Origin of the sequence: Microvirga subterranea, from assembly GCF_003350535.1 — a bacterium.
GTDB classification, from domain to species: domain Bacteria; phylum Pseudomonadota; class Alphaproteobacteria; order Rhizobiales; family Beijerinckiaceae; genus Microvirga; species Microvirga subterranea.
On sequence record NZ_QQBB01000019.1, the window covers coordinates 1 to 22,894 of the forward strand.

Annotated in this window: 29 protein-coding genes and 1 tRNA gene; 20 read left to right on the forward strand and 10 right to left on the reverse strand. The window is 60.2% G+C overall.

Annotated elements, in window-relative coordinates:
- Positions 1 to 878 precede the first annotated feature (878 nt).
- The 4 genes from DES45_RS23535 (at position 879) to DES45_RS23550 (ending at position 2,987) form a co-directional block, all read left to right on the forward strand.
- Complete coding sequence (locus tag DES45_RS23535) at positions 879 to 1,112, forward strand: hypothetical protein (RefSeq protein ID WP_114773210.1); 234 nt, start codon at positions 879 to 881, stop codon at positions 1,110 to 1,112.
- Positions 1,096 to 2,211, forward strand: a complete 1,116-nt coding sequence (locus DES45_RS23540) for an AAA family ATPase (RefSeq protein WP_170151616.1) — start codon at positions 1,096 to 1,098, stop codon at positions 2,209 to 2,211. Before DES45_RS23535 ends, DES45_RS23540 begins: the two co-directional genes overlap by 17 nt.
- 127 nt (positions 2,212 to 2,338) lie before the next feature.
- The gene (locus DES45_RS23545) at positions 2,339 to 2,734 is read left to right on the forward strand and encodes a hypothetical protein (RefSeq protein WP_114773214.1); all 396 of its coding nucleotides are present in this window, start codon (positions 2,339 to 2,341) and stop codon (positions 2,732 to 2,734) included.
- A gap of 43 nt (positions 2,735 to 2,777) precedes the next feature.
- Entirely contained in the window at positions 2,778 to 2,987 is a 210-nt protein-coding gene (locus DES45_RS23550; RefSeq protein WP_114773216.1) for a hypothetical protein, read from the forward strand.
- A 53-nt stretch (positions 2,988 to 3,040) separates the two neighbouring features.
- Here DES45_RS23550 and DES45_RS23555 read toward each other — a convergent pair whose 3' ends face one another.
- Positions 3,041 to 3,679 carry a hypothetical protein gene (locus DES45_RS23555; protein ID WP_147282492.1) on the reverse strand — a complete coding sequence of 213 codons (639 nt, stop codon included), beginning with the start codon at positions 3,677 to 3,679 and terminating at the stop codon, positions 3,041 to 3,043.
- 250 nt (positions 3,680 to 3,929) lie between these two features.
- Between DES45_RS23555 and DES45_RS23560 the strand changes: the two genes are divergently transcribed.
- The 8 genes from DES45_RS23560 (at position 3,930) to DES45_RS23600 (ending at position 10,513) form a co-directional block, all read left to right on the forward strand.
- Positions 3,930 to 5,138 carry a phage portal protein gene (locus DES45_RS23560; RefSeq protein WP_114773220.1) on the forward strand — a complete coding sequence of 403 codons (1,209 nt, stop codon included), beginning with the start codon at positions 3,930 to 3,932 and terminating at the stop codon, positions 5,136 to 5,138.
- 2 nt (positions 5,139 to 5,140) lie between these two features.
- Complete coding sequence (locus tag DES45_RS23565) at positions 5,141 to 5,680, forward strand: HK97 family phage prohead protease (RefSeq protein WP_114773222.1); 540 nt, start codon at positions 5,141 to 5,143, stop codon at positions 5,678 to 5,680.
- Positions 5,681 to 5,687: 7 nt separating this feature from the next.
- Entirely contained in the window at positions 5,688 to 6,851 is a 1,164-nt protein-coding gene (locus tag DES45_RS23570; protein ID WP_245571869.1) for a phage major capsid protein, read from the forward strand.
- Positions 6,852 to 6,880: 29 nt separating this feature from the next.
- Positions 6,881 to 7,258: a hypothetical protein gene (locus tag DES45_RS23575; protein ID WP_114773226.1), complete on the forward strand. Its 378-nt coding sequence runs from the start codon at positions 6,881 to 6,883 to the stop codon at positions 7,256 to 7,258.
- Positions 7,259 to 7,619: 361 nt separating this feature from the next.
- Positions 7,620 to 8,210 carry a head-tail connector protein gene (locus tag DES45_RS23585; RefSeq protein WP_114773230.1) on the forward strand — a complete coding sequence of 197 codons (591 nt, stop codon included), beginning with the start codon at positions 7,620 to 7,622 and terminating at the stop codon, positions 8,208 to 8,210.
- Positions 8,210 to 8,527, forward strand: coding sequence for a phage head closure protein (locus tag DES45_RS23590; RefSeq protein WP_114773232.1), 318 nt, complete (start codon positions 8,210 to 8,212; stop codon positions 8,525 to 8,527). The genes DES45_RS23585 and DES45_RS23590 overlap by 1 nt, the downstream gene beginning before the upstream one ends.
- A 26-nt stretch (positions 8,528 to 8,553) precedes the next feature.
- Entirely contained in the window at positions 8,554 to 8,937 is a 384-nt protein-coding gene (locus DES45_RS23595; RefSeq protein ID WP_245571870.1) for a phage terminase small subunit P27 family, read from the forward strand.
- Positions 8,906 to 10,513, forward strand: a complete 1,608-nt coding sequence (locus DES45_RS23600; protein ID WP_114773236.1) for a terminase large subunit — start codon at positions 8,906 to 8,908, stop codon at positions 10,511 to 10,513. The genes DES45_RS23595 and DES45_RS23600 overlap by 32 nt, the downstream gene beginning before the upstream one ends.
- 33 nt (positions 10,514 to 10,546) lie before the next feature.
- Here the strand turns inward: DES45_RS23600 and DES45_RS23605 are convergent, their stop codons facing one another.
- From DES45_RS23605 to DES45_RS25320, 5 genes are all read right to left on the reverse strand, one after another.
- Positions 10,547 to 11,494: a DUF4339 domain-containing protein gene (locus DES45_RS23605; protein ID WP_114773239.1), complete on the reverse strand. Its 948-nt coding sequence runs from the start codon at positions 11,492 to 11,494 to the stop codon at positions 10,547 to 10,549.
- A gap of 86 nt (positions 11,495 to 11,580) precedes the next feature.
- Positions 11,581 to 12,138: a hypothetical protein gene (locus tag DES45_RS23610; RefSeq protein WP_147282493.1), complete on the reverse strand. Its 558-nt coding sequence runs from the start codon at positions 12,136 to 12,138 to the stop codon at positions 11,581 to 11,583.
- A 643-nt stretch (positions 12,139 to 12,781) separates the two neighbouring features.
- Positions 12,782 to 13,597 carry a short-chain dehydrogenase gene (locus DES45_RS24890; protein WP_147282494.1) on the reverse strand — a complete coding sequence of 272 codons (816 nt, stop codon included), beginning with the start codon at positions 13,595 to 13,597 and terminating at the stop codon, positions 12,782 to 12,784.
- Positions 13,598 to 13,809: 212 nt separating this feature from the next.
- On the reverse strand, positions 13,810 to 14,583 hold the full coding sequence (locus tag DES45_RS23620) for a hypothetical protein (protein ID WP_114773245.1): 774 nt from the start codon (positions 14,581 to 14,583) through the stop codon (positions 13,810 to 13,812).
- Positions 14,580 to 14,738: a hypothetical protein gene (locus DES45_RS25320; protein ID WP_170151619.1), complete on the reverse strand. Its 159-nt coding sequence runs from the start codon at positions 14,736 to 14,738 to the stop codon at positions 14,580 to 14,582. Before DES45_RS25320 ends, DES45_RS23620 begins: the two co-directional genes overlap by 4 nt.
- A gap of 134 nt (positions 14,739 to 14,872) precedes the next feature.
- Here DES45_RS25320 and DES45_RS23625 point away from each other — a divergent pair, with 134 nt between their 5' ends.
- The 5 genes from DES45_RS23625 (at position 14,873) to DES45_RS23645 (ending at position 18,133) form a co-directional block, all read left to right on the forward strand.
- On the forward strand, positions 14,873 to 15,628 hold the full coding sequence (locus DES45_RS23625; protein WP_114773247.1) for a hypothetical protein: 756 nt from the start codon (positions 14,873 to 14,875) through the stop codon (positions 15,626 to 15,628).
- 198 nt (positions 15,629 to 15,826) lie between these two features.
- Complete coding sequence (locus tag DES45_RS23630; protein WP_147282495.1) at positions 15,827 to 16,528, forward strand: hypothetical protein; 702 nt, start codon at positions 15,827 to 15,829, stop codon at positions 16,526 to 16,528.
- Entirely contained in the window at positions 16,525 to 16,722 is a 198-nt protein-coding gene (locus tag DES45_RS23635; protein WP_114773251.1) for a hypothetical protein, read from the forward strand. The genes DES45_RS23630 and DES45_RS23635 overlap by 4 nt, the downstream gene beginning before the upstream one ends.
- Entirely contained in the window at positions 16,723 to 16,986 is a 264-nt protein-coding gene (locus DES45_RS23640) for a helix-turn-helix transcriptional regulator (protein WP_114773253.1), read from the forward strand.
- Position 16,987: 1 nt separating this feature from the next.
- Complete coding sequence (locus DES45_RS23645) at positions 16,988 to 18,133, forward strand: tyrosine-type recombinase/integrase (RefSeq protein WP_245571871.1); 1,146 nt, start codon at positions 16,988 to 16,990, stop codon at positions 18,131 to 18,133.
- A gap of 6 nt (positions 18,134 to 18,139) precedes the next feature.
- Here the strand turns inward: DES45_RS23645 and DES45_RS23650 are convergent.
- A tRNA-Leu gene (locus DES45_RS23650) sits at positions 18,140 to 18,224 on the reverse strand.
- A gap of 152 nt (positions 18,225 to 18,376) precedes the next feature.
- Here DES45_RS23650 and DES45_RS23655 point away from each other — a divergent pair.
- The gene (locus DES45_RS23655) at positions 18,377 to 18,958 is read left to right on the forward strand and encodes a YqaA family protein (protein WP_114773259.1); all 582 of its coding nucleotides are present in this window, start codon (positions 18,377 to 18,379) and stop codon (positions 18,956 to 18,958) included.
- An 11-nt stretch (positions 18,959 to 18,969) separates the two neighbouring features.
- Positions 18,970 to 19,455 carry a disulfide bond formation protein B gene (locus DES45_RS23660; protein WP_114773261.1) on the forward strand — a complete coding sequence of 162 codons (486 nt, stop codon included), beginning with the start codon at positions 18,970 to 18,972 and terminating at the stop codon, positions 19,453 to 19,455.
- Between the two features lie 13 nt (positions 19,456 to 19,468).
- On the opposite strand, the gene DES45_RS23665 is transcribed toward DES45_RS23660, so the two are convergent.
- On the reverse strand, positions 19,469 to 20,038 hold the full coding sequence (locus DES45_RS23665) for an HNH endonuclease (protein ID WP_114773263.1): 570 nt from the start codon (positions 20,036 to 20,038) through the stop codon (positions 19,469 to 19,471).
- A gap of 207 nt (positions 20,039 to 20,245) precedes the next feature.
- Between DES45_RS23665 and DES45_RS23670 the strand changes: the two genes are divergently transcribed.
- Positions 20,246 to 20,743: a DedA family protein gene (locus DES45_RS23670; RefSeq protein WP_114773325.1), complete on the forward strand. Its 498-nt coding sequence runs from the start codon at positions 20,246 to 20,248 to the stop codon at positions 20,741 to 20,743.
- Here DES45_RS23670 and DES45_RS23675 read toward each other — a convergent pair.
- Together DES45_RS23675 and DES45_RS23680 are read right to left on the reverse strand one after the other, a co-directional pair.
- The gene (locus DES45_RS23675; RefSeq protein ID WP_114773265.1) at positions 20,740 to 21,747 is read right to left on the reverse strand and encodes a c-type cytochrome; all 1,008 of its coding nucleotides are present in this window, start codon (positions 21,745 to 21,747) and stop codon (positions 20,740 to 20,742) included. The two genes, DES45_RS23670 and DES45_RS23675, sit on opposite strands and share 4 nt — an antisense overlap.
- 191 nt (positions 21,748 to 21,938) lie before the next feature.
- A complete protein-coding gene (locus tag DES45_RS23680; protein ID WP_114773267.1) occupies positions 21,939 to 22,820 on the reverse strand; it encodes a 3-hydroxybutyryl-CoA dehydrogenase in 882 nt (293 codons plus the stop codon).
- Positions 22,821 to 22,894: the final 74 nt, after the last annotated feature.

A 22,894-nucleotide genomic window follows, 5' to 3' on the forward strand; every position in this document is an offset into this window, starting at 1 on the left:
GACCATGAAGTCATAGTTGTCGAGCTTGAACGTGTCGTTGTCGTAGGTGGTCGGCTGCCACTGCGATGCAGAGAATGTCATGCGTTTGCCCCTTCATGAACCCTCTCTGAATGGAGGGTATTGATGAAGTATAATTGCAGGTAATTCTGTCTTTTCGGCCTGTATGAAAGGACTGCTTTTAGGATTTTTTCTTTGTAGGCCGAGGTGGGGTGCGTTCTTTCGATCTACGTCTTAAGAACAGGGATTCGAATACACATGGCCAAGTCGGCCTGTCTTGTGATATGAAGACAGATCCTTGCCAATTCAGGCCATGTTGTTCGCATGCTTAAGGTCTGTGGTTAAACCTTGGCGTAAATCATAAGTAAATGTGGCGTCAGCTTGGCAATAGAGCGATGAAGATCATGGAAGCATATGGCCAAGATTAGAAAATACGCTTTCGGCCCCTATGATCGGGCGTGCTACCAGCGGCGATTCGCTTGCGACTACGTCAGGTGACGTAAAGGCCAAAGTTCGCGCAGGTCCGTCAGGGCTTCTCTCCTGAAGGCGCGCAACGACATCACTTTTTGCGGATCGTCGGAATGGTGCCCCTGGCCGGGGCAGGTCAAACGAGAAAAAACAACAACTTACGGACAGTGGGACAGTCCAAATCTCCCACACGGTTCAAAGGCTTTTTGGCACGGTTGTCCCACCGTCGGATCCTCTAGTGGGCCCCCAAAAGAAAACCGCCGCACCGGCTGGACCCCGGAACGGCGGCGAAAAACCCCGGAAGCAAGATAGAACTTCCAAGGCCGAACATAGGGCCAAGGCTCCCCATCTGGCAAGTCTCATCCCGATTTGGAGTGACGACCGGCGCCACTTCCAAGGCTGGGAGGTGGCTTATGGCTAATCATATCAGCCACGGCACACCGGCCGCCTATCGGGAGTTCATCGCGGAAAGCCTGTCCATGGCACGGATCCAGGCCGAGCTCGGGGCGACCTACGCCGAGATCGGAGACGACGCCGGGCTCGAATATGCCATCCGGCGCATGGTGGCCTACACCCGCGCCGCCCTTGGCACCCTCAAAGACCTGAAAACCGAAAAGCATGGAGGGGCCGATGAACGCGCCGCTTAAGGACGACCCCTTCGCCGATATCGACCTCGGCCCTGTGGAGGTGGACGATTGGGCGCCAAGGCAAGCCGAAAAGCCTGCCAGGGTCCGATTTTCTTCCGCTTATCGGTTGCGGCAGAAGGAATTCGAACCGATCAAATACGTGGTGCCTGGCTACATTGCCGAGGGGTGCACGTTGCTGGCGGGCCGTCCGAAGCTGGGCAAGAGCTGGCTGGTGCTCGAGATGGGCTTGGCGGTGGCCATGGGCGAGTCCTGCCTCGGCGGTGTCCTATGCGAACAAGGTGACGTTTTGTATCTCGCGCTCGAAGACAACGAGCGCCGGCTGCAAAAGCGCATGGACAAGGTTCTAGGCCCGCTCGCTGATTGGCCTGAGAACTTCCACTATGCCACCGAATGTCCGCGGGCGAATGAGGGCGGGATTGATGCAATCCGGGATTGGATCAGGAGCGTCCGGTATCCACGCCTCATCATCGTGGATGTGCTGGCCATGTTCAAACCGGCCCGTGGCGACAAGGAGAACCTGTACGAGGCCGACTACCACGCCATCAAAGGCTTGCAGGCGCTGGCCTCCGAATACCGTGTCGCAATCGTCGTGGTCCATCACACCCGCAAAGGCGGCAGCGATGTGGACCCCTTCGAGAAGGTGAGCGGCACTCTAGGGCTCTCCGGCGCGGCGGACACGACCATTGTTCTCGACCGGGACAGCAATGGGGCCACCATCTACGGGCGAGGCCGCGACATCGAGGAAATCGAGAGCGCAGTCGAGTTCAACAAGGGCGACTGTCGCTGGTTCGTCCTTGGGCAGGCATCCGAGGTGCGGCGGACCGACGAGCGGTCCGCCATCCTTGCGACGCTCCATGATGCTGATGAGCCTATGGGTCCGCGCGAGATCTCCATCGCAACGAGTGCCGATCGGAACAACATCGATCAGCTGCTCTACAAGATGATGAAGGCTGGAGAGGTGCTTAAGGCAAAGCGCGGTCGGTACATCCATCCTGACAGGGCCGATCTTATCGAGACCCAGACGTCTCCCCCCAATAAGAACGATAAGAAGATAAGGAATGGAGAGGATGGCGCGGTGGAGGGCAGGGTGGATGACTAGCTCTCGATCTTACTTTCTTACCGATCTTATCGGGGCATACGCGCGCGAGATCAGAAACGGCTCAGATGGCGAACAGAGCAAGACTGCTTCGCGTGCTTCGCAAATCCTAATCAGTGAGGAGTAGACCATGAACCCCATCAACTCTGTCACCATCACTGGCCTGACACGTGTTCCTCAGCCCAAGCCAGGGAGGAATGGCTATACGATCCTGGCCTACTTCTCCGCCGAGGCTAACGGCTTCAGCCTCCAGGGCTGCGCCTTTGTGAGGACACCACGCCAAGGACTGACCGTGTGGCCGCCAAAGCTGGAAGGGCTGGATACGCGTCGCTCCCTCACCATCACCAATGACCAACTGCGCCAGGCAATGGTGCGTCAGGCACAAGCTGCCTACAGAGCGTTAGGCGGTAGTGATGGTGAATGGATCAGAGATGACGACGAGGACATGCCGGCACCAAGCCGCACGGATGTCGTGATCGAGGAGGATGCCGGCCTCCAGCGATACCTCTTGAACTGTCGCCCCTAGGTTGTGCTAAGCTTGGCTATCCTCGCCTAACAAGGGAATACAAATGACCGATACGACAAAGATCCAAGGACCAATCGAGATCAAGGACAACTCGAAAGAACGTGTCGCGTTTGATCTGTTGGCACTCATCCAACATGAAGACACTGCGCGACAAGACGAACTGCTGGAACTCTATGCGCGATGCCTTACCACGGTGCAAGTTCCACACCTTGGTCTTGAGGTGATCAAAAAGCGAGTGAAGGGCGGTTCGTAGCCTGAACGGCAGGGAGGGTCGGCGCGCTGCTGCCCTCCCTGGGGCGGGTCAGATCATGCTGGCAGCCTCAGTTTCGAAACAAGCTGCCGGAGTTCATGGGTGAGATCACGGAGTTCGCGTTCCAGTTTTTCCTGTTTGGCAAACGTGTCTCTGGCATGCTGCTGAACCTTTACAAGGATCGCAGCAGTGCGTTCTACAGTCTCACGCTGAGTGTCCTGTAAAAGGCCGATTGCGCTCGTCATGGCTTGGATATCTTGGGTGAGTTGAGGGCCAAGAATGACGGCATCCTCGCCAAACACCTTTTTCGCGCGCTCCCGATCCTCGGGGTGGTGCTCCAATAGGGCAGAGTGTCCTCCTGCGGCAGTCAGCCTGAACCGCACATCCTGATAGCGAATGCGATCGCAAGTTGTCTTAAAGCTTTTCCGTGCACTGTCGGCTGACTTCTCTTCTACGACTTCAATATCCTCGTCATCTGGGTACAGGCGGAAGTAAGGCTTCGTCTCAGAGCCGCCTATCATGATGGTGACACCTTCCCTATCAACCCTACGGATTAGTTCAGGAAGTGCCTCTCGCGCCGGTGTTAACTTGTAGAACAGAGACTTCTTCCTTTTCGGAGGGCTCTTCTTAGGAGCCTTCTTATTGGCAAGGAGCTTTGAACCAGTGGGAGTCTTTCGCGGGGCCATAACAGTCATCCAATTTGAGTCTCATTCGTACGAAGTACAAAATGAGTCCAATATTGCACGTTCGTCAAGCCCCCGGTCTTGGCAGACTTTGCTCCGCAGCAGCGGACCGCGCCCCCCTCCTTTCCGCGGGACACACTGGAAATTGAGCAGTTCTGGGGAAAGACTTTCGGCGCTGTCCTAAGTTGTCCGTAGTTTATGCGCCTAAACCCTTCTTAGGTAAGGCTTTCAGGCACATAATCTCTCTAGTTTCGGAGAGTTTATGTTCCACTGGCGCCGCAAGAAGACTGACGAGCAGGAGCAAAAGAATTGGACGCTTGCCGCGCCCGGTGAAGAACTCCTGGCCCTATTCGGGGCATTGCCTGGAACAGCTTCCGGCATTTCTGTCTCAGCCGAGAGCGCCCTTCGGGTGCCGGCTGTTGCCTGTGCCGTCCGCGTGATTGCCGAGGCGGTCGCGCAGCTCCCCCTGATCACCTACCAGCGCGGCGAAGATGGCTCGAAGGCACGGGCCACCGCACACCCGGCCTACGCCCTTCTGCACGACGACGCCAACGAATGGCAGAGCGCCTATGACCTGAAGCTCCAGCTTCAGACGGACGCCCTCCTGCACGGCAATGGCTACGGGTTCGTGAACCGCGTCGGCGGCACCGTCCGCGAGATCATCCGCCTGGCGCCGACTGCCGTCTCCATCAACACCGAGACCGGGGCGCCCCGCTATGCCCTCACTGAGGGCAAGAGCCAGCGGGTGTTCATGCCCGACCAGATCATTCACATTCACGGCCTTTCGACGGACGGCTTTATCGGCAAGAGCCCGGTACGACTCGCAGCCGAGGCCATTGGCATCGCCATCGCGCAGGAGCGGCATGCAGCCCGTCTCCTCGGCAACGGCGGCCGGCCCAGCGGCGTCCTGAAGCTGGCCGGAAAGCTTTCGAAAGACGCAGTTGCCCGCATCCGGGCCGCCTGGAACAACGCCCATTCCGGCGACAATGCAGGCGGCACGGCTGTCCTCGAGGAGGACATGAGCTTTGAGCCTCTGAGCTTCAATTCGGTCGACATGCAGTTCCTGGAGCTCAACAAGTTCCAGATCGAGCAGATTGCCCGCATCTTCCGCGTCCCGCCGCACCTCCTGATGGAGCTTGGACGCGCCACCTGGTCGAACTCGGAAGAGATGGGCCGCGTCTTTCTCACCTACACGCTCATGCCCTGGCTGAAGCAGTGGGAGGGAGCCCTTCGCCGCGCCGTCTTCACGAAGGACGAGCGGCAGAAGTTCTTTGCCGAGTTCCTGGTGGACGATTTCCAGCGCGCCGATCTCGCAGCCCGCGCCAGCGCCTATCAGCAGCTCATCGCATCCCGGGTGATCAACCCGAACGAGGCCCGCGCCATGGAGAATCGTCCGCCCTACGAAGGCGGCGACGAGTTCATCAACCCGAACGTCCAGGCCGCCTCGGACACAACTTCTGAGGAGCCTTAGGAATGAAGATCGAAAGCGGTTTCACGCTTGAACTCGACACGAAGGCTGTCTCGGACGGTGGCGAATTCGAGGGCTATGCCAGCGTGTGGGGCAAGGTGGATCTCGGCCGCGATGTCGTGCGCAAGGGAGCCTTCACGAAGTCCCTCCAGGCCCGCCCGGCGAACAAGGTGAAGATGCTCCGGCAGCACTTCATGGATGAGCCGATCGGCGTGTGGACAGCCATCTCCGAGGACAGCCGCGGCCTGCACGTGAAGGGCCGCCTGATCCGGGACACAACGAAGGGCGCCGAGACCTATGCGCTGATGAAGGAAGGGGCCTTGGACGGCCTCTCCATCGGCTACCGCGCCCTCAAAGACACGATCGATCGCCAGAAGGGCCTTCGATACCTCGATGAAGTGGATCTGCGAGAGATCTCCATCGTGACCTTCCCCATGCTCCCCGATGCGACCGTTTCGGCCGTCAAGGGCGAGCACGATCCCGAGCGGGCGCGATCCATCGTTGCCGCTCTCAACCGCGCCACGGCGGCGCTCCGCTCTCTGTGAGGAACACATGAAGCACTTCTCTACCCGAGCGCTCGAAACCAAGAGCGCAGCCCTTGAGATCAAGGAAGAGGGCGGTCCGGACGACGTTCCGGCCGCCATCGCAGCCCTGCAAGCCACCTTCGAGGAGAAGATGGCCGGTCTGCAGAACGAGGTGAAGGCCGCGAAGGACCGCGCCGACGAACTGGAGACGAAGCTCAATCGCCCGGGCACCGGATCGACCAAGACGGATGACGATCAGGAGCGCAAGGCCTTCGAGTCCTTCCTCCGTCGCGGCATCGAGCGCATGCCGGCCGACGAGGTGAAGACCCTCACTGTCGCCAACGATCCATCCGCCGGCTACCTCGCTCCGGAGACGATCGGCGCCGAGCTCTTCAAGGACATGGTGGAGTTCTCGCCCATCCGGAACTATGCCCGCGTGGTGCAGATCACCGGCCCCGAGATCCGCTATCCGCGGCGCGTCTCCGGCACGACGGCCTATTGGGTGGACGAGATCGAGGACCGCACGGCCTCCGAGCCTGTCTTCGACCAGATGAGCCTCACGCCCTGGGAACTGGCGACCTTCACGGAAGTGTCGAACCAGCTCCTGGAGGACAATGCCTACAATCTCGAGGAAGAGCTCCGTCTCGATTACGCCGAGTCCTTTGGCAAGAAAGAGGGCGCCGCCTTCGTCGCCGGCACGGGCACCAAGCAGCCGCGGGGCATCCTCACGGCGACGGGTATTCCGGAGATCATCACCGGGAAGGCCGATGGCTTTGCGGCCACGGACCCGGCTGATGCCATCGTGAAGGCCTACTACGCCCTGCCGTCTGCCTATGCGCAGCGTGGCGCCTGGCTGATGAACCGCAATACCATGGGCATCATGAGCCAGTGGAAGGACGGCCAGGGCCGCTATCTGCTGATGAACCCGGTCACTGAAGGCACTCCGTCGACCCTCCTGGGCCGTCCGGTGATCGAGGCAGTGGACATGCCCGATGTCGCGGCGGGAGCCTTCCCGATCGTGTTCGGTGATTGGTCCGGCTACCGCATCGTGGACCGCATTGGCCTCTCTGTCCTGCGCGATCCCTACACCCGCGCCCGCAACGGCATCACGACCTTCCACGCTCGCAAGCGTGTGGGCGGCGATGTCACCCATCCCGACCGCTTCGTGAAGGTGAAGGTGGCGGCCTCCTAAGGCCGCTTCCCCTCACAGGAGGACAGCCCATGCGTGACAATCGCAGCAACATCAAAGTGGTCCCTGTGATCGAGCCGGGTGTCTATTCCGGCAAGGCAGAGGGCAAGTCCGTCGACACGGCCGGCTATGACTCACTCACCTTCGCCATCTCCATGGTCGAGGGCGGCAGCTCCGGTGGCTTCGAGCTTGCTATGGAACATTCCGACGACGGTAAGGAATGGGAACTTGTCCGCCCTAACAACGTGCTGGGCGAGGCCGGCCTTGATGCCCCGTTCGGCTACACCGGAGGCACCACGGGGCATCGCCGCTATGTGCGCCTCTCCCTGGCGCCGAAGGGCAAGAGCACGAAGGGGACCGGTATCGCCGTGATGGCCATCCTCGGGCATCGGCGCGGGCCTAGTTCATGACGATGCGGGCGCCCCGGATTTGCAGTTGCGGCCACAAGATTGCTGCCGGGGGCGCTTGCCCTTGTCAGGCCGGGCGCGAACGGGAGAGGCAGCGCCGTGTCGACGCGCGCCGTCCCAGCGCTCGGGAACGGGGCTACAACAGCAAGTGGGAGCGAGAGAGCAAGGCCTTCCTCGCTCTTCCCGAGAACAGATTTTGCGCCTGCGGCTGCGGCAAGCCCGCCGACATGGTGGATCACAAGCAGGCTCATAAAGGCGACAAGCGGCTCTTCTGGAGCCGATCGAACTGGCAGCCCATGAACCGCCGCTGCAACAGCCGCAAGGCCGTCCTGACTGAGGGTGGCTTCGGCCGGAGGATTGAACCATGAGGCTTCAGCTCATCACCCCGCCGGCGGTCGAGCCAGTCACCCTTGATGAGGTGAAGGATCATCTGCGCGTCACCAATGATCTCGAGGACGATCTCCTCTCGAACCTCATCACCACGGCACGGCAGAAGCTGGATGGCCCGCGCGGGCTCCTGGGACGAGCGCTGATTACCCAGACATGGACGGCCACTCTGGACGGCTTCCCGCGGGTGATCGATCTCCCCTTCGCTCCTGTGAGTGCCGTGAGCGCCATCACCTACCGAGACACAACTGGGATCGAGCAGACCCTCGCAGCCGACGCCTACATGGTCGCGGGCCTTCTCGATGATCATCTGACAGCCATCAGCCCCGTGTGCGGTAAGTCCTGGCCCTTCATCCCGTACTCCCCGGGCAGGGTCTCCGTCACCTTCACGGCCGGCTATGGAGATGCGCCGGAGGACGTTCCGGAGCCTATCCGCACCGCGATCAAGATGCTTGTCGGGCATCTTTACAAGAACCGGGAGGCCGTCACGGTCGCATCCGGCTCCATGATGGAGACGCCGATCGGCTGGCAGGACCTGGTGGCTGATTACCGGATCCGGGGGTTCTGATGCGCGCAGGCCTCATGGATCGGCGGATCTCGATCGAGCACTACACATCCGTTCCGGACGAATACGGGAACGAGGTGCCGACCTGGGCCGAGATGGCAAACGTCTGGGCCTCTGTGCAGCAGGAGACCGGCCGGGAGTTCATCCAGGCCTCCGCCATTACCCCGGAGCGCCGCGTGGTCTTCCGCATCCGCTGGATGGATGGCATCACCACGGCTCACCGGATCATCTATGACAGCCGGCAGCACGACATCCACGAGGTCAGAGAACTCGGCCGCCGTGAAGGGATCGAGCTTCACACCACTGCGACAGGTGCCTGATGCGCGGTCGCAAGCCAAACCTTCAGATGATCGAGGGCGGCCTCTCCAAGGTCCCGCGTCCGCCGGCTTGGCTGCCGGATGAGGCGAAGGATGAGTGGAAGCGCATCCTCCCGAGCCTGATCAAGCGCAAGGTTCTCACCGATACCGACATGGGCACTGTCGAGGCTTACTGCCTCGCAGCCGGGACCGTTCGCCGCTCCCAGGCAACTATTGCCCGGGAAGGCGACACTGTCGAGACAAACACAGGCACGAAGCGCCACCCGGCTTTCCAGACCATGTTCCAGAGTCTGACCGAACAGCGCCGCCTTGCTGCGGAGTTGGGCCTCACGCCCGCTTCACGCATGAAGGCCGGCAAGCCACCCGAGGGAGAAGAGGGCTATGACGACCCTTATTCCGACTTGGGTATTTGACGACAGCCCCATCCCGGATCCTCAAGGCCGGGCCGAGCGCATGCTTCGGTTTGCGGACCTGTTGCAGCATCCGAAGGCAGACGGTCCCGACAGGCGCCCTCTCAAGTCCAAATGGCAGCGCCGGATCATCGAGCGGATCTATGGCCCCTCCGACGAGAGCGGCAAGCGCCAGGTGAAAACCGTCTTCGCTCTCCTGCCTCGAGGCGCCCGCAAGACCACACTCGCCTCTGTCCTGGCTCTCGGCCACACCATCGGCCCGGAGCAGCGCCCGGGCGGTCAGGTGGTCTCGGCCGCCAGCGACAGGACACAGGCCCGCCTTGCCTTTGATGAGGCCTCAGACATGATTCGCGCCGATCCGCGGCTACTGGATGCAACCCGGCTCCGGGACACGAAAAACCGGATCGAGCACAAGAAGAGCCGGAGCAACTATGTCGCCATCTCGGCAGACGGTGATGCGCAGCACGGCAAGACACCTGTCTTCGTGTTGGCGGACGAGCTCCACGTGTGGCGCGGCTTCAGCCTTTGGAATGCTCTGAAGACTGGAGTCTCCAAAACACCCGGCTCCCTCACCATCGTGATCACGACGGCCGGCGAGCGCCCGGAAGGGATCTGCTGGGAGCTGTTCCAGTATGCCCTCAGGTGCCACAACGACCCGGCAAAAGATCCCTCTTTCCTGCCGATCCTGTTCCAGGCTGATGCCCGCGCGGATTGGGAAGACGAAGAACTCTGGCGCCTGGTCAATCCAGGCTTGGACGAGGGTTTCCCCGATCTCGACGAGCTGCGGGCCGAGGCGCGGCTTGCCCGCGAACTTCCAAAGCTCCGGGAAGGTTTCAAGCAGACACACCTCAACATCTGGTCGGACGGCAGTGCGGCCGGCTGGGTGGAGATGGCGATCTATGACGAGGCAGCCGATCCGATCGACGAGGATGCCCTCGAGGGCGAGGCCTGTTGGCTCGCGGTCGACATGTCGAAGAGCTATGACCTCACTGCCATTGTGGCGGCATTCCCGCACGAGGACAGCGGCTGGCAGGTTCTGACGTTCCCCTTCCTCCCGGAGGCAGCTTTCAAGCGCCGGGCGCAGGAACTGCCGGACGTTCCCTGGCAGCAATGGCGCGACGAAGGTTTGCTCACTGTCATCCCGGGCGACCTGATCGATGACACCGTGATTGAGGCCAAGATCCGGGAGCTTTGCGACACCTACGACGTGCAGGAGATCGCGTTCGATCCGAAGTTCGCCGCAAAGATCATGGGCAACCTCATTGCGGACGATCTGCCGGCGGTCGAGCTGCCGCAGCGACCTATGACCATGGGGCCGTTCTACAACGAATTGCAGAAAGCCATCATCGCCCGCCGTTTCCGTCATGGCGGCCACCCGGTGCTCCGGTGGTGCGTGCAAAATGCCGTGCCGATCTACGGCGACACCGGGCTCCCTTACCTGTCGAAGCGCAAAAGCACGCAGGCGATCGATTGCATCGTGGCGGCTGCCATGGCGACGGGCCGCGCCGATGCCAGGAACGGCGGGCCATCCATTTACGAGAACCTTGAGGAGCGCCCGATGGGACTCTTGGTGATTTGAGGAAAGGTAAGAACAACACCGGCTGTTGGAGATCTATTGCACTCGAATTCCCGTGTTGCGGAGCACAGCAGAAGATAAGTGCCGGCTCATCTCGGAAAGGACCATTTGAGAAATGGCCGCAATTATCAGAACCCCAAGAACGGCAAGCACTCTATGTAACGGCTTGCCAGCCGTCTTGCGCCAAGTAAGAACCAGCAACTGCGTCACAACTCCTGTGGCAGCGCCCCCAACAATAACCGTGCCGACAACAGGGTTGTGGGATGCAACAAATACGCCAAATATCACCAGTAATATCAATCCATATAACCAGTTGCTCCCGATGAAATACTTCGTGAACGCAGACTCCGGCTCATGGCTTATTGCTATTTCGTTATTATGTCTGTTCTGGATCGCGCCAAGTGCATCAGATCTACCTTGATTTTCTAGGTGCGCGCTTTTGTTTGCGTGCGAAGCAGACAAATCTGGCGGACTAAAAAGCCCTTGCACGTCACTCGCCTTTTTCCATTCGAGCCAACCAGCTCTCCATACCAAGGTAGTGGGTGCAATCTTATGAGCCGAGATCAGATGCACAAGTTTAGTAAATTCGTAAGGTCCCTTATTCTGACCTTCATGCTGAACGTACCAAAATCTGTCTGTGTGAACCTGCTCGAGCGTCTTCGATGCTTCATGTGATCCTTGTCCTTCGAGTTTCACCAGCACTGCTGGGGGCTCCTCCTGAGAAATCTCAGCTACAGCCCCATGTGCCGACTGGCTTTCAAGTTCTGATAGCCTATCCTGAATTCTGATCTGTAGCCTAACAGCGGCCGGAGTGGACTTGGGAGCTAGTGCGGCTTCGATCTGGCGCAGGATGTCCGGATTAGCCCAATGAAGATCTGCGAGTTCTTTCAGATTCACGACGGGAAACTTTGTCAGTCTCGTATTGCCCGTACCCTCAGGCGAGCCGGTTATATTACTGACGGGATTGTCACTCGTGGAAGACAAGTTTTCTCCTTGCTTTGTCCTAGTCCAAAGGTGCCTAGGCCGGGATTAGTCCGCAAGGCTGCCCGGCCTCTCTCATGTGTGCTCGCTTACTGAGCCTGTTGCTGAGAACTGCCGGCCGCCTGTGCCGCTTGAGTGGGCTGAGAGGCCGCTCGCCTTACATCTGACTTGGCGATTGCGTCGGCAACGGCATCGCCCGGCTTCCGGCCTCTATCAAGGGCTTCCTTGAGATCGTTCATGGTCTGCTGGATGCCGGCCGTGTCCGGATGGTTATTCAGCGGAGTAACCCGTTCGAATGCTGAGCCTGGGTTTGTGACGATGGCCGGATCGACAACCATGCGCGTGCCTCCTCCGATGGAGAGGTAAGTTGCGGTGAGCCGGGCCTTCGGAACCCCATCATAACGGCTTCCAAAGAACATGTGTGCCATCGCATTATTGGGTACGATCTCACCCACAACCTGGAGGTCCGTGTCCTTCGTAATCGTATAGCCACGATTGACCAAGTAGCCGGCCCAAGCCGACTTAACATCTGCCGCTGGCCGGGCGACCGTGATCTCGGGACGACCGCTGGCGGTCTGGTGCTGAACTGTCTGGCAGCCGGAAAGAACCAAGCCGAGCGCAACGGCGCCGGCGATAGTCATACGCATTGTTTGCCCCATAGCCGAAAATCGGTCCGGCTAGGAAAGGATAACCTAGGTCGACTCCGCAACAGCAAAGCATGCCTGATGAGGCGTGCACGTGTAGGTTTTGTTTCGGGTGGCGCACACATGCCACACTTGAGAGGCCTGCGGGCATTTCTACGAACTCACGAGGTGCCCTGGCCGAGGTGTCGGAAGAGGAAACCGGCCAGGGCACCTGCGGCCCCAAGGGAGGGCGCCGCAATCCAGAGCTAGGCCAGCAGTTCTATTGATCAATGAGGCAGTGCGAGAGGGTTTTTGTTCGGCCAAGCTGAAACCCTTCTCCCAATCAGCCATTCCATAGCCGAGGGCTAGCGACATCCGGCCTTCAAGGACCAGGGCCTCTTCACTTACTTGGAAGAGCGGGTGGCGAGGCCTTTCCCTTGGAAGGGGCCGACCTCTTTCAGGTGCCTTGAGCTGAACTGACCGCCCTTGAACGGGATGAGCAGGTGGCCCGGTGGGTCGAACTTACAGAACTCAAAAACCTTTCGTCTCAAGTTGAGACGAAAGCAGGTGGGCGCGGGAACAAGGGTGGCCTGAACGAGGCAAGGATCAGCCCACAAGACTGCTTGGTCTTCGGGATGGTCACGGTGCTCGCAGGATCTTCAAAGCCCTACTTCCTAGTGCGGCTTGCCGATATGTCTGCGTTCAGTTTGTTTATAGCAGTCGAGAGAGCTTTCCTCCGCTCCTCCTCCTTCCGGAGGCGCAGGTCTTCTTCGAGGATTATTTCAATCGACTCTTTCATAAGTGGGAAGGCAGAGCGGCAGGCCTCTTCGGAGAGTTCATGAACTCCGACGCTAAGTATTCCATAGATCGTCTTATGCTCTACCAGGAATTTCGGCAGGTAATCTTGCAACATATCGATCTTATCAACGACTTTTGATCTGCGATATTGCTCTGCGTCAACTTGATCTTTGTGGAGTTCAAATCTGCGATCTAGCAGACGCTCAAAAACCCGGCGCAAATAAACGAACGAACCAATGCCAACACCGTGAGCAGCTAGGCCTATTGCTTTACTGAACTCATGCCGATCAGTTTTGCTAAGCTGCTTTACAAGCGGTGCAGCATCCTTCTGCGCGATATCGGCCAATGATGGAAACTGACCAATTTTAGTAAAAGTGTCATTAGACTTGAGCACAAAAGCGAGGACACTGTGATCGGAATTCCTCCGACACTTATAGTTTAGATCGTACCTGCCGTTACCATGTGTACCCCCATAATGGGGCCCACTGCGCTCGAATATACTTTCGTTGTTGCAATGCGGGCAAAATGCATCGAACGGGTTTGCCTCGTTCCTGAGGGTCCGAGAAAAATCTTGAGGGTTCTTGAGGGTGGTTTTCTGGTAAAGCGGAACCTCGAATATGAACTCTTGCATATCAGAAGCTTTGTGGACTGTACCATCAACACCTTCGTTGCTTTCTTCCGTCACGCTCTGCCCCATTGGTTTCACATGATCCTAGCGGGCGGGGAAACCTAGATCAACGAGTCCTCACTGTAGAAGGCTCTACCGAGCATAGGCGCGCGAAACCCTCCCGCCTTGCTGGGCGGTGATTTCCATAGTGTGGATTCACTACTCTCAAACCCTTGTGGCGCTTGGGTTTGAGGGGCAGGTGACCTCAAACTTGAGGAAAGTGATTCAGCCTACTTAGCTCTTGCTTTTGCAGCGTCGCGCTTCAGCCTGAAATCCACGAGCGTTCCCGGATCTGGGTTGCCAAACTGTACGTGGCTAAGCCTTCCACCAACGTGGACAATTTCGCCGCCCAGATCTCTATATGTCTCTAGCAGCCCCTCGAGCAAAGAAATCATGATATCGGCTGGCGCATCCTTAAGTACAGCTGGCTCGAGTTCGACTCTCAGAGTGGCATAGACTGAGATAACGTCTCCTGCAATCGAAGGTCCTAGCAGGCCGATTTTTGAAATGTTCTCGTCAAATACTGTAGTTCGAAATCGTGGGAAGCGATATTCAAATAGGCTTGTGCTCTTCGCTTGTAGGAGCTTTTCGTACATATGCTTCTGCACGACAATCGACTGTATCGTGTTGTGTACTTGGCGATGCAGAGCAAAAAGCTCCGCGTGTACTGAAGCTGCGAGCACTTTTGTTTCGCGATCCGTCTGCCGCTGTGCTTGCTCGTCCGCGAGCTCAGATTGATGAATACGGGCATCTCGGTCGAGCGTCGCACGGTGCTCCTGCGAGGCAATGAGGTTTTGAAAACCACGCCGCGTCTGCCACGCGATCGTGCCGAGGCCTACGATGCCCGCAATTAAGGTTGCTACTGGCTGAGGAAGCGCTGCCAGGATCGAAAGCAGATCCCGTTGGTTGGCAACGAAAAGCAGCAGGTTGAAGAGTAGCAAAATGCCCAGGACGGGGACCCCCCACCGCGATTGGGTCCATCTGGGCCGCACCCTATCGCTCACTTCAGGTAGCCCTTTTCCTTCAAGTACTCGATCAGGAGTTTTTCCATGAGGGACGCAAGAGAACGACTGTCATCGGCGGCAGCCTTTTCCCCGGCAGCTTTCACTGATGGTCGCATGCGGACCTGGAAAACAGCAGTCTTCTTCTCGTCTTGCATTTTGTATATCGGTCCGGTTGACAATCCACCTGTATGCTGATTGTATCCCTAAGCGACATACAAACGCAACGGCCGCGCTGGGTGTTACGAGCACCCAGCGCGGCCTGACCATTCAACGCTATTAGGAGCGCTTCATGGCTACCCAATTCCATATCACACGTCGCTCGATCCTTGCAGGCCTCGGCGCCTCAATTCCGATGGCTGCCGTTGCGGCGGCGCCGGTCTATGCCGAAAAGCATCCCGACGCGGATCTCCTGGCGCTCGGTCGCCAGTGGGAGGCAAGTGCGGCGGCCCTCGACGCGAACCGCAAGGCCTTCGATGCCGCTGAAGCGCGCTTCGAGCAGATCGCGCCTGACCACCCTGAGGAGTTGTTCGAACAGAAAGGCGACTTCTCTCTTGGGATCGTAGGCGCTCGCGACCATCAGAACGGCCGACGCTGGTATGTGAACCGGATCGATGAACTGAGGGCCAAGCCTCGCCTTAAACAGGATTGGAGCCAAGTCACAGAAGGCCCGAACGGAGAGCAGGTCTGTGCATGGGTTCCTGATCCGAACGCACAGGCGCGGGCCGACGAGATCGTGGCGGCCTATGACCTATGGGTGGCAGCCCGCGTGCGAGCGGAAAAGGAGGCCGGTCTTACGGCAGCCTATGCCGAGGAAGAGCGCTTGGCGAAGATCGATAGTGACCTTCGCCAGCGGATCGCACTGATACCCGCCCGCACCATGGAAGGCTTGGCCGTCAAGGCCCGTGTCTATGCCTGGTTCATGGGTGGCGAGGACGAGATTGAGAGCGAGTTCGCCCGGCACCTTGAGATGAATGGCCCGACAGACGAGACGATCATGCTGGCTATGGTCCGGGATCTGCTCCGCATGAAGGCGTATTCCGCCTAGCCAGCAGGGAGAGTGTCCGAAGTTGTCCGCAGTTTAAGATAACAGGCTGTTATCTCGCTCTTGCCGCGAAGATAACAGGCTGTTATCTTTAGGCTCATGGTAATCGAACTCTTCCCCCCGATCCTCTACGATCCTCAATTCTCGCGGGATGACGTCCTCAGGGTTTGCGACACCTCGAGCGGCACCCTAAAGGGCATTTTGGACCGCAAGCAGGTTACGCTCCGCAGCGAGCATAACCCTGGCACAGGCCGTCGCCGGATGTTCACTGGCGGCGACATTCTGAAGATCAACACTGCCATCATCGCCAGCGGGATCGGCTTCCCGCTACGGTGGGTCTACATCCTGGCTGATCAGGTTGAGCGCCGGGCGAGTGGCAGGCTGACAGGAACCTCCCTCGAGGGATGCCGGCATTTCGCCATGGCCTTCCATCCGAATAAGGCGGGTGATGATTGGGCCTTCGTTCCGATCAAGGACGGCCAGGAGGCTTCGCCCCTCCCGATCGCCTGCCAGGTTATCGACGTGGATCGCTTGATCGATGAGACGATCGCGAAGCTGAATGCTGTCGTCAATGAGGAGCCCATCCCATCCTTCGACGTTCCAGAGCCCAAGTTCGAGAACCCTTATTCCCCGGAGCATGACTTCTTCGGGATCTGGACGAAGGACGATCAAGGCCGGAACTGCCTCGTGGGCCTGAGCTTCGATGAGACCGCGGAGTACAAGCGGCTGGAAGCCCTATGGATCCAAGACGTCTCACAGGATGACGAGGGCCGCAAGGTGATCATGCAATCGGGGGAAGAGACCCGATATCGCGAGCTCCGGAAGCGGCATCAGCGAGCGCATGAAATCTCCCGCTTTGGTCTTACCGAAGACGGCTATTTGCCGACGGGAGACGGAGAATGAGCAGTGACCGTCTCATCCGCGGCGCAAAAGTCATCGGTCGGTCGCTCGGGATCTCCGAGCGCACCGCTCGCCGCTGGGCAGCCAAGGGCATTCTCCAGGCTCACAAAGTCAACGGCAGAACAAGCCCGCTCACTGCGAGGAAATCAGACATCGATCGCCTGAAAAGCCACCTCGCGTATGAAGAGGGTGAGTAAATGTCCCGACGTGAAGCGCATCCCACTCCCGTTACGTATGCCAGGTTTGAGATCCGGCCACGCCGGTTCCTGCGGCGTGAGGATGCCGCCTTCTACATCGACGTCAGTCCGACAAAGTTCGACCAGATGGTTGCAGATGGCCGAATGCCCAAGCCGTGCCGGATAGATGGCTGCGTGCGGTGGGACATCCGCAAGCTAGACATGGCTGCTGATCTGATCTCCGATCCCGAAGAGGCCACCAATGGCCGTGAGATCGAGATCTAATATGCCCCACAGATTGCCCAAGTACTGCACTGAAGACGTGGACCGCCATGGCAATCCCCGCATCTATTTCCGGCGCCCTGGCCAGAAGAAGATCAGACTGAAGGGCATTCCGTGGTCCGAACCCTTCATGGAGTCCTATCGGCTCGCGGTCGAGGGCAAGCTCCAATCGGAGCCATCTGCCAAGCGCCCGAAGGCAAAGCCGAACACGGTCCGGTGGCTTGTCGAGGAGTACTTAGGCTCCGCATTCTTTTCAGATCGCTGCCCGTCGCCGCGGACCCGCAAAATACGGCGCCGCGAGCTAGAGGCGCTGTGTGAGAAGGCTGGCGACGAGCCGATCTCGAGCATTACTGCGAAGGTCATCCGCAAGGGCATGGACCGCCGGAAGGACAAGCCAGAGGCAGCAAACACCTTTTTGAAGGCCCTGCGCGGGCTCTTCGCCTTCGCCGTTGATTACGAGCACATTCCAGCCGATCCCACTGCCAGCGTGAAAAAGCTTCGGAGCCACAATCCTGAAGGCTGGCACACGTGGACCGTCGAAGAGGTGCGTCAGTACGAGCAGCGCCATCCGATTGGCACCAAGGCGCGCCTCGCGCTTGCGCTGTTACTCTATACCGGCGCACGGCGCTCGGACGTGGTTCAGTTGGGTCGGCAGCATATACGAGACGGCCAACTGAAATTCCGTGTCTACAAGAACCGGCTCAGGAAGCACGTCGAGATTGAGATCCCCGTGCTGCCTGAACTGCGGGAGGTCATCGACGCCACCTCTGAGAAGGGCGATCTGACCTTCATGATTTCGGATCATGGCCGCGCGTGGGCGAGCGGAGACAGTTTCGGCAATAAGTTCCGGGACTGGTGCACTGAGGCCGGGCTGCCTCATTGCTCACCGCATGGCCTACGCAAGGCCGGCGCGACGATCGCAGCCGAGAACGGGGCGAGCGAGCCCCAACTCATGGCGATCTACGGTTGGTCTGATCCGAAGATGGCCGCTCTCTACACACGCAAGGCAAACCGGAAGCGGCTTGCTGGAGATGCCGCGCACCTCATGGTGCCGCGTCAAACCGAGAACGAAACTGTCCCACTTTCGGGCTCGGTGGAAAACAGTGGGACAAAGACCCCGAAAAATACGAGGAAAATCAATGCGATCTAAAGGCTATGGTGCCCCTGGCCGGGATCGAACCAGCACTCCTTGCGGAACTCGATTTTGAGTCGAGCGCGTCTACCAATTCCGCCACAGGGGCAAGGAAGTGCCGAGTACCATGCCCGGCGAAGCATGGTCAATGCGGGAGATGCGAAGGCGCGCCGCAGGCAAGCCTCTCGCCAGCGGCGTCCGCTTGTGCTCAAAGGGGCGCCAGAACCGCCACAGACGATCCGGACACGGCCACGGTCTCCCATGCTCAGACGCCTCTATGACTGGACCCTCTCCCTCGCGGCCCGGCCCTCGGCGCCCTATGCGCTGGCCGCCGTGTCCTTCGCGGAGAGCTCCTTCTTTCCCGTGCCGCCGGACGTGATGCTGGTTCCGATGATGCTGGCTCGCCCGGACCGGGCCTGGGCCTATGCCCTGATCTGCACCGTCTCGTCCGTCATAGGCGGGGTCTTGGGCTACATGATCGGCCTGTTCCTCTACGACTCCATCGGAAGCTGGCTGTTTCAGGTCTACGGACTCGCGGAGGGAGCCGAGACCTTCCGGCATTCCTATGCGGAATACGGCCACTGGGTCATTCTCCTGAAGGGCCTCACGCCGATCCCCTACAAGCTCGTCACCATCACGTCGGGCTTCGCCGGGTACAGCCTGTTCTGGTTCGTGGTGCTCTCGATCGTCACCCGGGGCGCCCGCTTCTTTGTCATCGCCCTGCTGATGACCCGCTTCGGGCCGGTGATCAAAAGCCTGATCGATCGTCACTTCAATCTGATCGCGGGGCTCGCCATCGTGGCCCTGGTGGGCGGCTTCGTGGCGTTCCGGTATCTGTTCTGAAGGAGGCGCCGATGCGGTTCGGTCTCACCTTGCGCCAGTCGGCCCTTGCCATCGCCCTGGGGGCGGCGGCGACGATCGGGGGCGCGCTCGTCTTCGAGCACGGGCTGGGTTATGTCCCCTGCAAGCTCTGCCTCATCCAGCGCAATCCGTATTATGCCGCCATCCCCCTTGCCTTGGTGGCGGCGTTGCTGCCGCCTCGTTGGACGAGGGCCGGTCTCTGGCTGCTGGCGCTCGTGTTCCTCGTCAGCGCGGGGCTCGGGGCCTATCACGCCGGCGTCGAATGGGGCTTCTGGGCGGGGCCCAGCGATTGCGGCGGCGCGCCTGCATCGGCTGCCGGCAACATGGGCGACTTCCTCAACCAGCTGCAGACGACGCGGGTCGTCAGCTGCACGGAGGCAGCCTGGCGTTTCCTGGGGTTGTCGCTTGCGGGATGGAACGTGGTGATTTCGTTGGCGCTCGCGGCCTTCGCGGCCCTGACGGCGCGTAACGGGCGGTGAGCCTAAGGAAGGCCTACGGCTCGAGTTCGCTGTCCCAGTAGAGATAGTCGAGCCAGCTGTCGTGCAGGTAGTTCGGCGGGAAAAGGCGTCCGTTGGAATGCAGGTCGTGAACGGTCGGGGCGAAGGGATTCTGCCGGGGCCACATCTCCACTTCGCGGGGCAGCCGGTCGGCCTTCTTCAGATTGCAGGGGGCGCAGGCGGCAACCACGTTTTCCCAGGTCGTTTGTCCCCCCTTCGACCGGGGGATGACATGATCGAAGGTCAGGTCCTCGCGGGCACCGCAATATTGGCAGGTGAAACGGTCGCGAAGAAAGACGTTGAAGCGGGTGAAAGCCGGGTGCCGTGAGGGTTTGACGTAGGTCTTGAGCGAAATCACCGAGGGGAGGCGGATCTCGAAGGTCGGACTTCGCACGACCTTGTCGTATTCCGAGACGATGTTCACCCGGTCGAGAAAGACCGCCTTGATCGCATCCTGCCAGCACCAGATGGACAAGGGGTAGTAACTCAAGGGCCGGAAATCGGCATTGAGGACGAGGGCCGGGCAGGCCTCCGGTCTCACAACAGGCTGGACGTGTATCGTCACCTCACCTCCTCACAGCGAGAAGATCTGCACCCCGTATGTATTAAGACTAGGTCACTGTGACATTGTTGTGAAGCGCAGATCCTCGGTCGTCGGTGCCGCACCCACAAAAAAAACGGCAGATGAAATGCCTCATGTCCGATGATAGGAAGCCTGACCTTCCTCCCGCTCCTGTTTTACGGGAAATCGATGAGCATCCTTCAGCAGGGCCTGGCCTGGATCGAGCCTGCCGTCGCCGCCTACGGGGCCTTCGCGCTCTTCCTCATCATCTATCTCGAGTCCTTCGGGGCGCCGTTGCCGGGAGAAAGCGCTCTGCTTGCCGCGTCCCTGCTGGCGGTCCGGGGCGATCTCGCCATCGAGCATGTGTTTCTGGCCGCCTGGTTCGGCGGCGTCCTCGGGGACAGCACCGGCTACCTCATCGGACGCTTCGGCGGACGGCTGCTGCTTCAGCGCTTCGGGCACCTCGTCAAGCTGACGCCGGAGCGCTTGGAGCACGTGGAGGATCTGGCTCGCCGGAGAGGCTTCGTCATGGTCATGACGGCGCGCTTCGTCGTTCTGCTCCGTCAGCTCAACGGGGTCGTGGCGGGCTCCATCGCCATGCCCTGGCGTCACTTCGTGGCCGCGAACATCCTCGGGGCGGCTCTCTGGGCCGGCCTCTGGAGCTTCGGTCCCTACTTCTTCACGGACCTGTTTCACCGCTGGATCTAAGGGGCGGGCTTGGGGCCGCGGGCCGCCTTCAGGCGGGCCAGCTCCTCCCGGATCGGCCCGAAGGGGCCGTAGACGTGCTGCTCCCGGCTGAAGCCGTCCGCATAGGGGCCGTAGGGCGCGTCGACGGGCTTCCGCAGCCTGTCCGGGAAATCCTTGTCGAGATCCGCCTTTTGGGGGCGCGGCTGCGAGACCACGAAGGCCGCCACGTCCCAGGCCTCTTCAGGCGAAAGGCGCGGCAGGACATAGCTCACGCCGTTCGGCATGTTGAAATGCACGAAATTGGCGATCGTCGTGAGGCGGTTCATGCCGGCTCCGTCATTGAAGCTGTCGGGTCCCCAGAGCGGCGGGACCATGTAGCCGAGATCGGCCACGGAGGCGTCCCGACGAAGGCCTTCGCCGTTCGCACCGTGGCAGGCGACGCAGGTCCGCTGAAAGATCTCCCGTCCACGCTGCGGGTCGGCGGCGCGGTCGAGCTCGGGCATATGGCCGGCTCCATACCCGGTCAGGGTCTCGCCGGGCCTCACGCCGGAGGACAGAAAGGCGATGTAGGCCACCATGGCCCTCATCTCCGGCGCATCGGCCGGCAGGGGGCGCCCGTTCATGCTGCGGGTCATGCAGGCGTTGAGCCGCTGCTCGAGGCTGATAGCCTCGCCTTGTTCCGCGTCATACTGCGGAAACTGGCCGAGGAGCCCCCAGAGCGGGTTGCCGAACTTCTTCGCGCCGGCGTCGAGATGGCAGTTGCGGCAGGCCAGGTTGTTGCCGGCATAGCGCTTGGCCGGATCGGCCACTCCGGGGCCGATATGGGCATAGGTGGCCGTGATCAGGTCGCGGCCTCTCCTCACCAGACGCCCCTGATCGTCGTCCGGCAGGGAGCCGATGTCGGGCACGTTCCAGAACGGGTCGGGGGAGGGGGCATGCGTTTGTGCGAGGCCCTGGCTCGAAGAGATGGCCACGCCGGCGAGCACCAGGGCGGCGGCTGCCGCACGCAGCGAATATTGAAACATGGCCCCACGCCCCTTTTTCTGCTTTGCGCAGGATAAAGGGGACGCCTCCGGGCGAACAGATGGGGCGGGAAGAAATCCTTAAGCATCGGACCCAAAAGTGGCTCCACTTTTGGAACCGGTTCCGATGCTCCACTCTCTCAGCCGCGCATCGTTGAGAGCGGAAAACCGGGGCCACTTTTCCGCACGATGCGCTAGCGGGTCGGAACCGGCTTCTCGCCGCGATAGTCGTAGAACCCGCGCTTCGCCTTCCGGCCGAGCCAGCCGGCCTCCACGTATTTCACCAGAAGCGGGCAGGGCCGGTACTTGGAGTCGGCCAGCCCCTCGTGCAGCACCTGCATGATCGACAGGCAGGTGTCGAGGCCGATGAAATCGGCAAGCTGGAGCGGGCCCATCGGATGGTTGGCGCCGAGCCGCATGGCGGTGTCGATTGCATCGACCGAGCCGACGCCCTCGTAGAGGGTGTAGATCGCCTCGTTGATCATCGGCAGCAGGATGCGGTTGACGATGAAGGCCGGGAAGTCCTCCGACACGGTCGCGGTCTTGCCGAGCTTGCTGATGAACTCCTTGGCCGACTCGTAGGTCGGGTCCTCGGTCGCGATGCCGCGGATCAGCTCGACGAGCTGCATCAGGGGCACCGGGTTCATGAAGTGGATGCCGATGAACTTCTCCGGCCGGTCGGTTGCAGCGGCAAGGCGCGTGATCGAGATCGACGAGGTGTTGGTGGCGACGATCGCGTCGGGACGCAGGGACGGGCAGAGATTGGTGAAGATCTTGCGCTTCACCTCCTCGTTCTCGGTCGCGGCTTCGATCACGAGATCGCAGGCCCCGAGGTCGTCGTAGGTGGGGGCCGGCTGGATGCGCTCGAGCGCCTCGCGGCGGGCCGCATCGGTGATCACCTCCTTGGCGACCTGACGGGCCATGTTGCCGTTGATCGTGGCCAGCCCGGTATTGATGCGCTCCTCGGAGATGTCGTGGAGCCGGACGTCGAAACCTGCGAGCGAGCAAACATGGGCGATGCCGCTGCCCATTTGACCGGCGCCGATGACGCCAACAGTTCTGATCGTGATACCCATCTGCCTGCTGCCTCGGGCGTCCCTGTGCCCTCAAAACAATCCGGGCGGGAGACCCGCCCGGTCCAGTGTCTATT

Coding starts and splice junctions, on each gene's coding strand:
- DES45_RS23545 (WP_114773214.1), top strand. CDS start 2,339: ATGAACCCCATCAACTCTGTCACCATCACTGGCCTGACACGTGTTCCT.
- DES45_RS23590 (WP_114773232.1), top strand. CDS start 8,210: ATGCGCGCAGGCCTCATGGATCGGCGGATCTCGATCGAGCACTACACA.
- DES45_RS23625 (WP_114773247.1), top strand. CDS start 14,873: ATGGCTACCCAATTCCATATCACACGTCGCTCGATCCTTGCAGGCCTC.
- DES45_RS23595 (WP_245571870.1), top strand. CDS start 8,554: ATGATCGAGGGCGGCCTCTCCAAGGTCCCGCGTCCGCCGGCTTGGCTG.
- DES45_RS23640 (WP_114773253.1), top strand. CDS start 16,723: ATGTCCCGACGTGAAGCGCATCCCACTCCCGTTACGTATGCCAGGTTT.
- DES45_RS23635 (WP_114773251.1), top strand. CDS start 16,525: ATGAGCAGTGACCGTCTCATCCGCGGCGCAAAAGTCATCGGTCGGTCG.
- DES45_RS23570 (WP_245571869.1), top strand. CDS start 5,688: ATGAAGCACTTCTCTACCCGAGCGCTCGAAACCAAGAGCGCAGCCCTT.
- DES45_RS23565 (WP_114773222.1), top strand. CDS start 5,141: ATGAAGATCGAAAGCGGTTTCACGCTTGAACTCGACACGAAGGCTGTC.
- DES45_RS23660 (WP_114773261.1), top strand. CDS start 18,970: ATGCGGTTCGGTCTCACCTTGCGCCAGTCGGCCCTTGCCATCGCCCTG.
- DES45_RS23555 (WP_147282492.1), bottom strand. CDS start 3,679: ATGACTGTTATGGCCCCGCGAAAGACTCCCACTGGTTCAAAGCTCCTT.
- DES45_RS23575 (WP_114773226.1), top strand. CDS start 6,881: ATGCGTGACAATCGCAGCAACATCAAAGTGGTCCCTGTGATCGAGCCG.
- DES45_RS25320 (WP_170151619.1), bottom strand. CDS start 14,738: ATGCAAGACGAGAAGAAGACTGCTGTTTTCCAGGTCCGCATGCGACCA.
- DES45_RS23610 (WP_147282493.1), bottom strand. CDS start 12,138: ATGCGTATGACTATCGCCGGCGCCGTTGCGCTCGGCTTGGTTCTTTCC.
- DES45_RS23585 (WP_114773230.1), top strand. CDS start 7,620: ATGAGGCTTCAGCTCATCACCCCGCCGGCGGTCGAGCCAGTCACCCTT.
- DES45_RS23655 (WP_114773259.1), top strand. CDS start 18,377: ATGCTCAGACGCCTCTATGACTGGACCCTCTCCCTCGCGGCCCGGCCC.
- DES45_RS23680 (WP_114773267.1), bottom strand. CDS start 22,820: ATGGGTATCACGATCAGAACTGTTGGCGTCATCGGCGCCGGTCAAATG.
- DES45_RS23675 (WP_114773265.1), bottom strand. CDS start 21,747: ATGTTTCAATATTCGCTGCGTGCGGCAGCCGCCGCCCTGGTGCTCGCC.
- DES45_RS23535 (WP_114773210.1), top strand. CDS start 879: ATGGCTAATCATATCAGCCACGGCACACCGGCCGCCTATCGGGAGTTC.
- DES45_RS23645 (WP_245571871.1), top strand. CDS start 16,988: ATGCCCCACAGATTGCCCAAGTACTGCACTGAAGACGTGGACCGCCAT.
- DES45_RS23540 (WP_170151616.1), top strand. CDS start 1,096: ATGAACGCGCCGCTTAAGGACGACCCCTTCGCCGATATCGACCTCGGC.
- DES45_RS23550 (WP_114773216.1), top strand. CDS start 2,778: ATGACCGATACGACAAAGATCCAAGGACCAATCGAGATCAAGGACAAC.
- DES45_RS23600 (WP_114773236.1), top strand. CDS start 8,906: ATGACGACCCTTATTCCGACTTGGGTATTTGACGACAGCCCCATCCCG.
- DES45_RS23560 (WP_114773220.1), top strand. CDS start 3,930: ATGTTCCACTGGCGCCGCAAGAAGACTGACGAGCAGGAGCAAAAGAAT.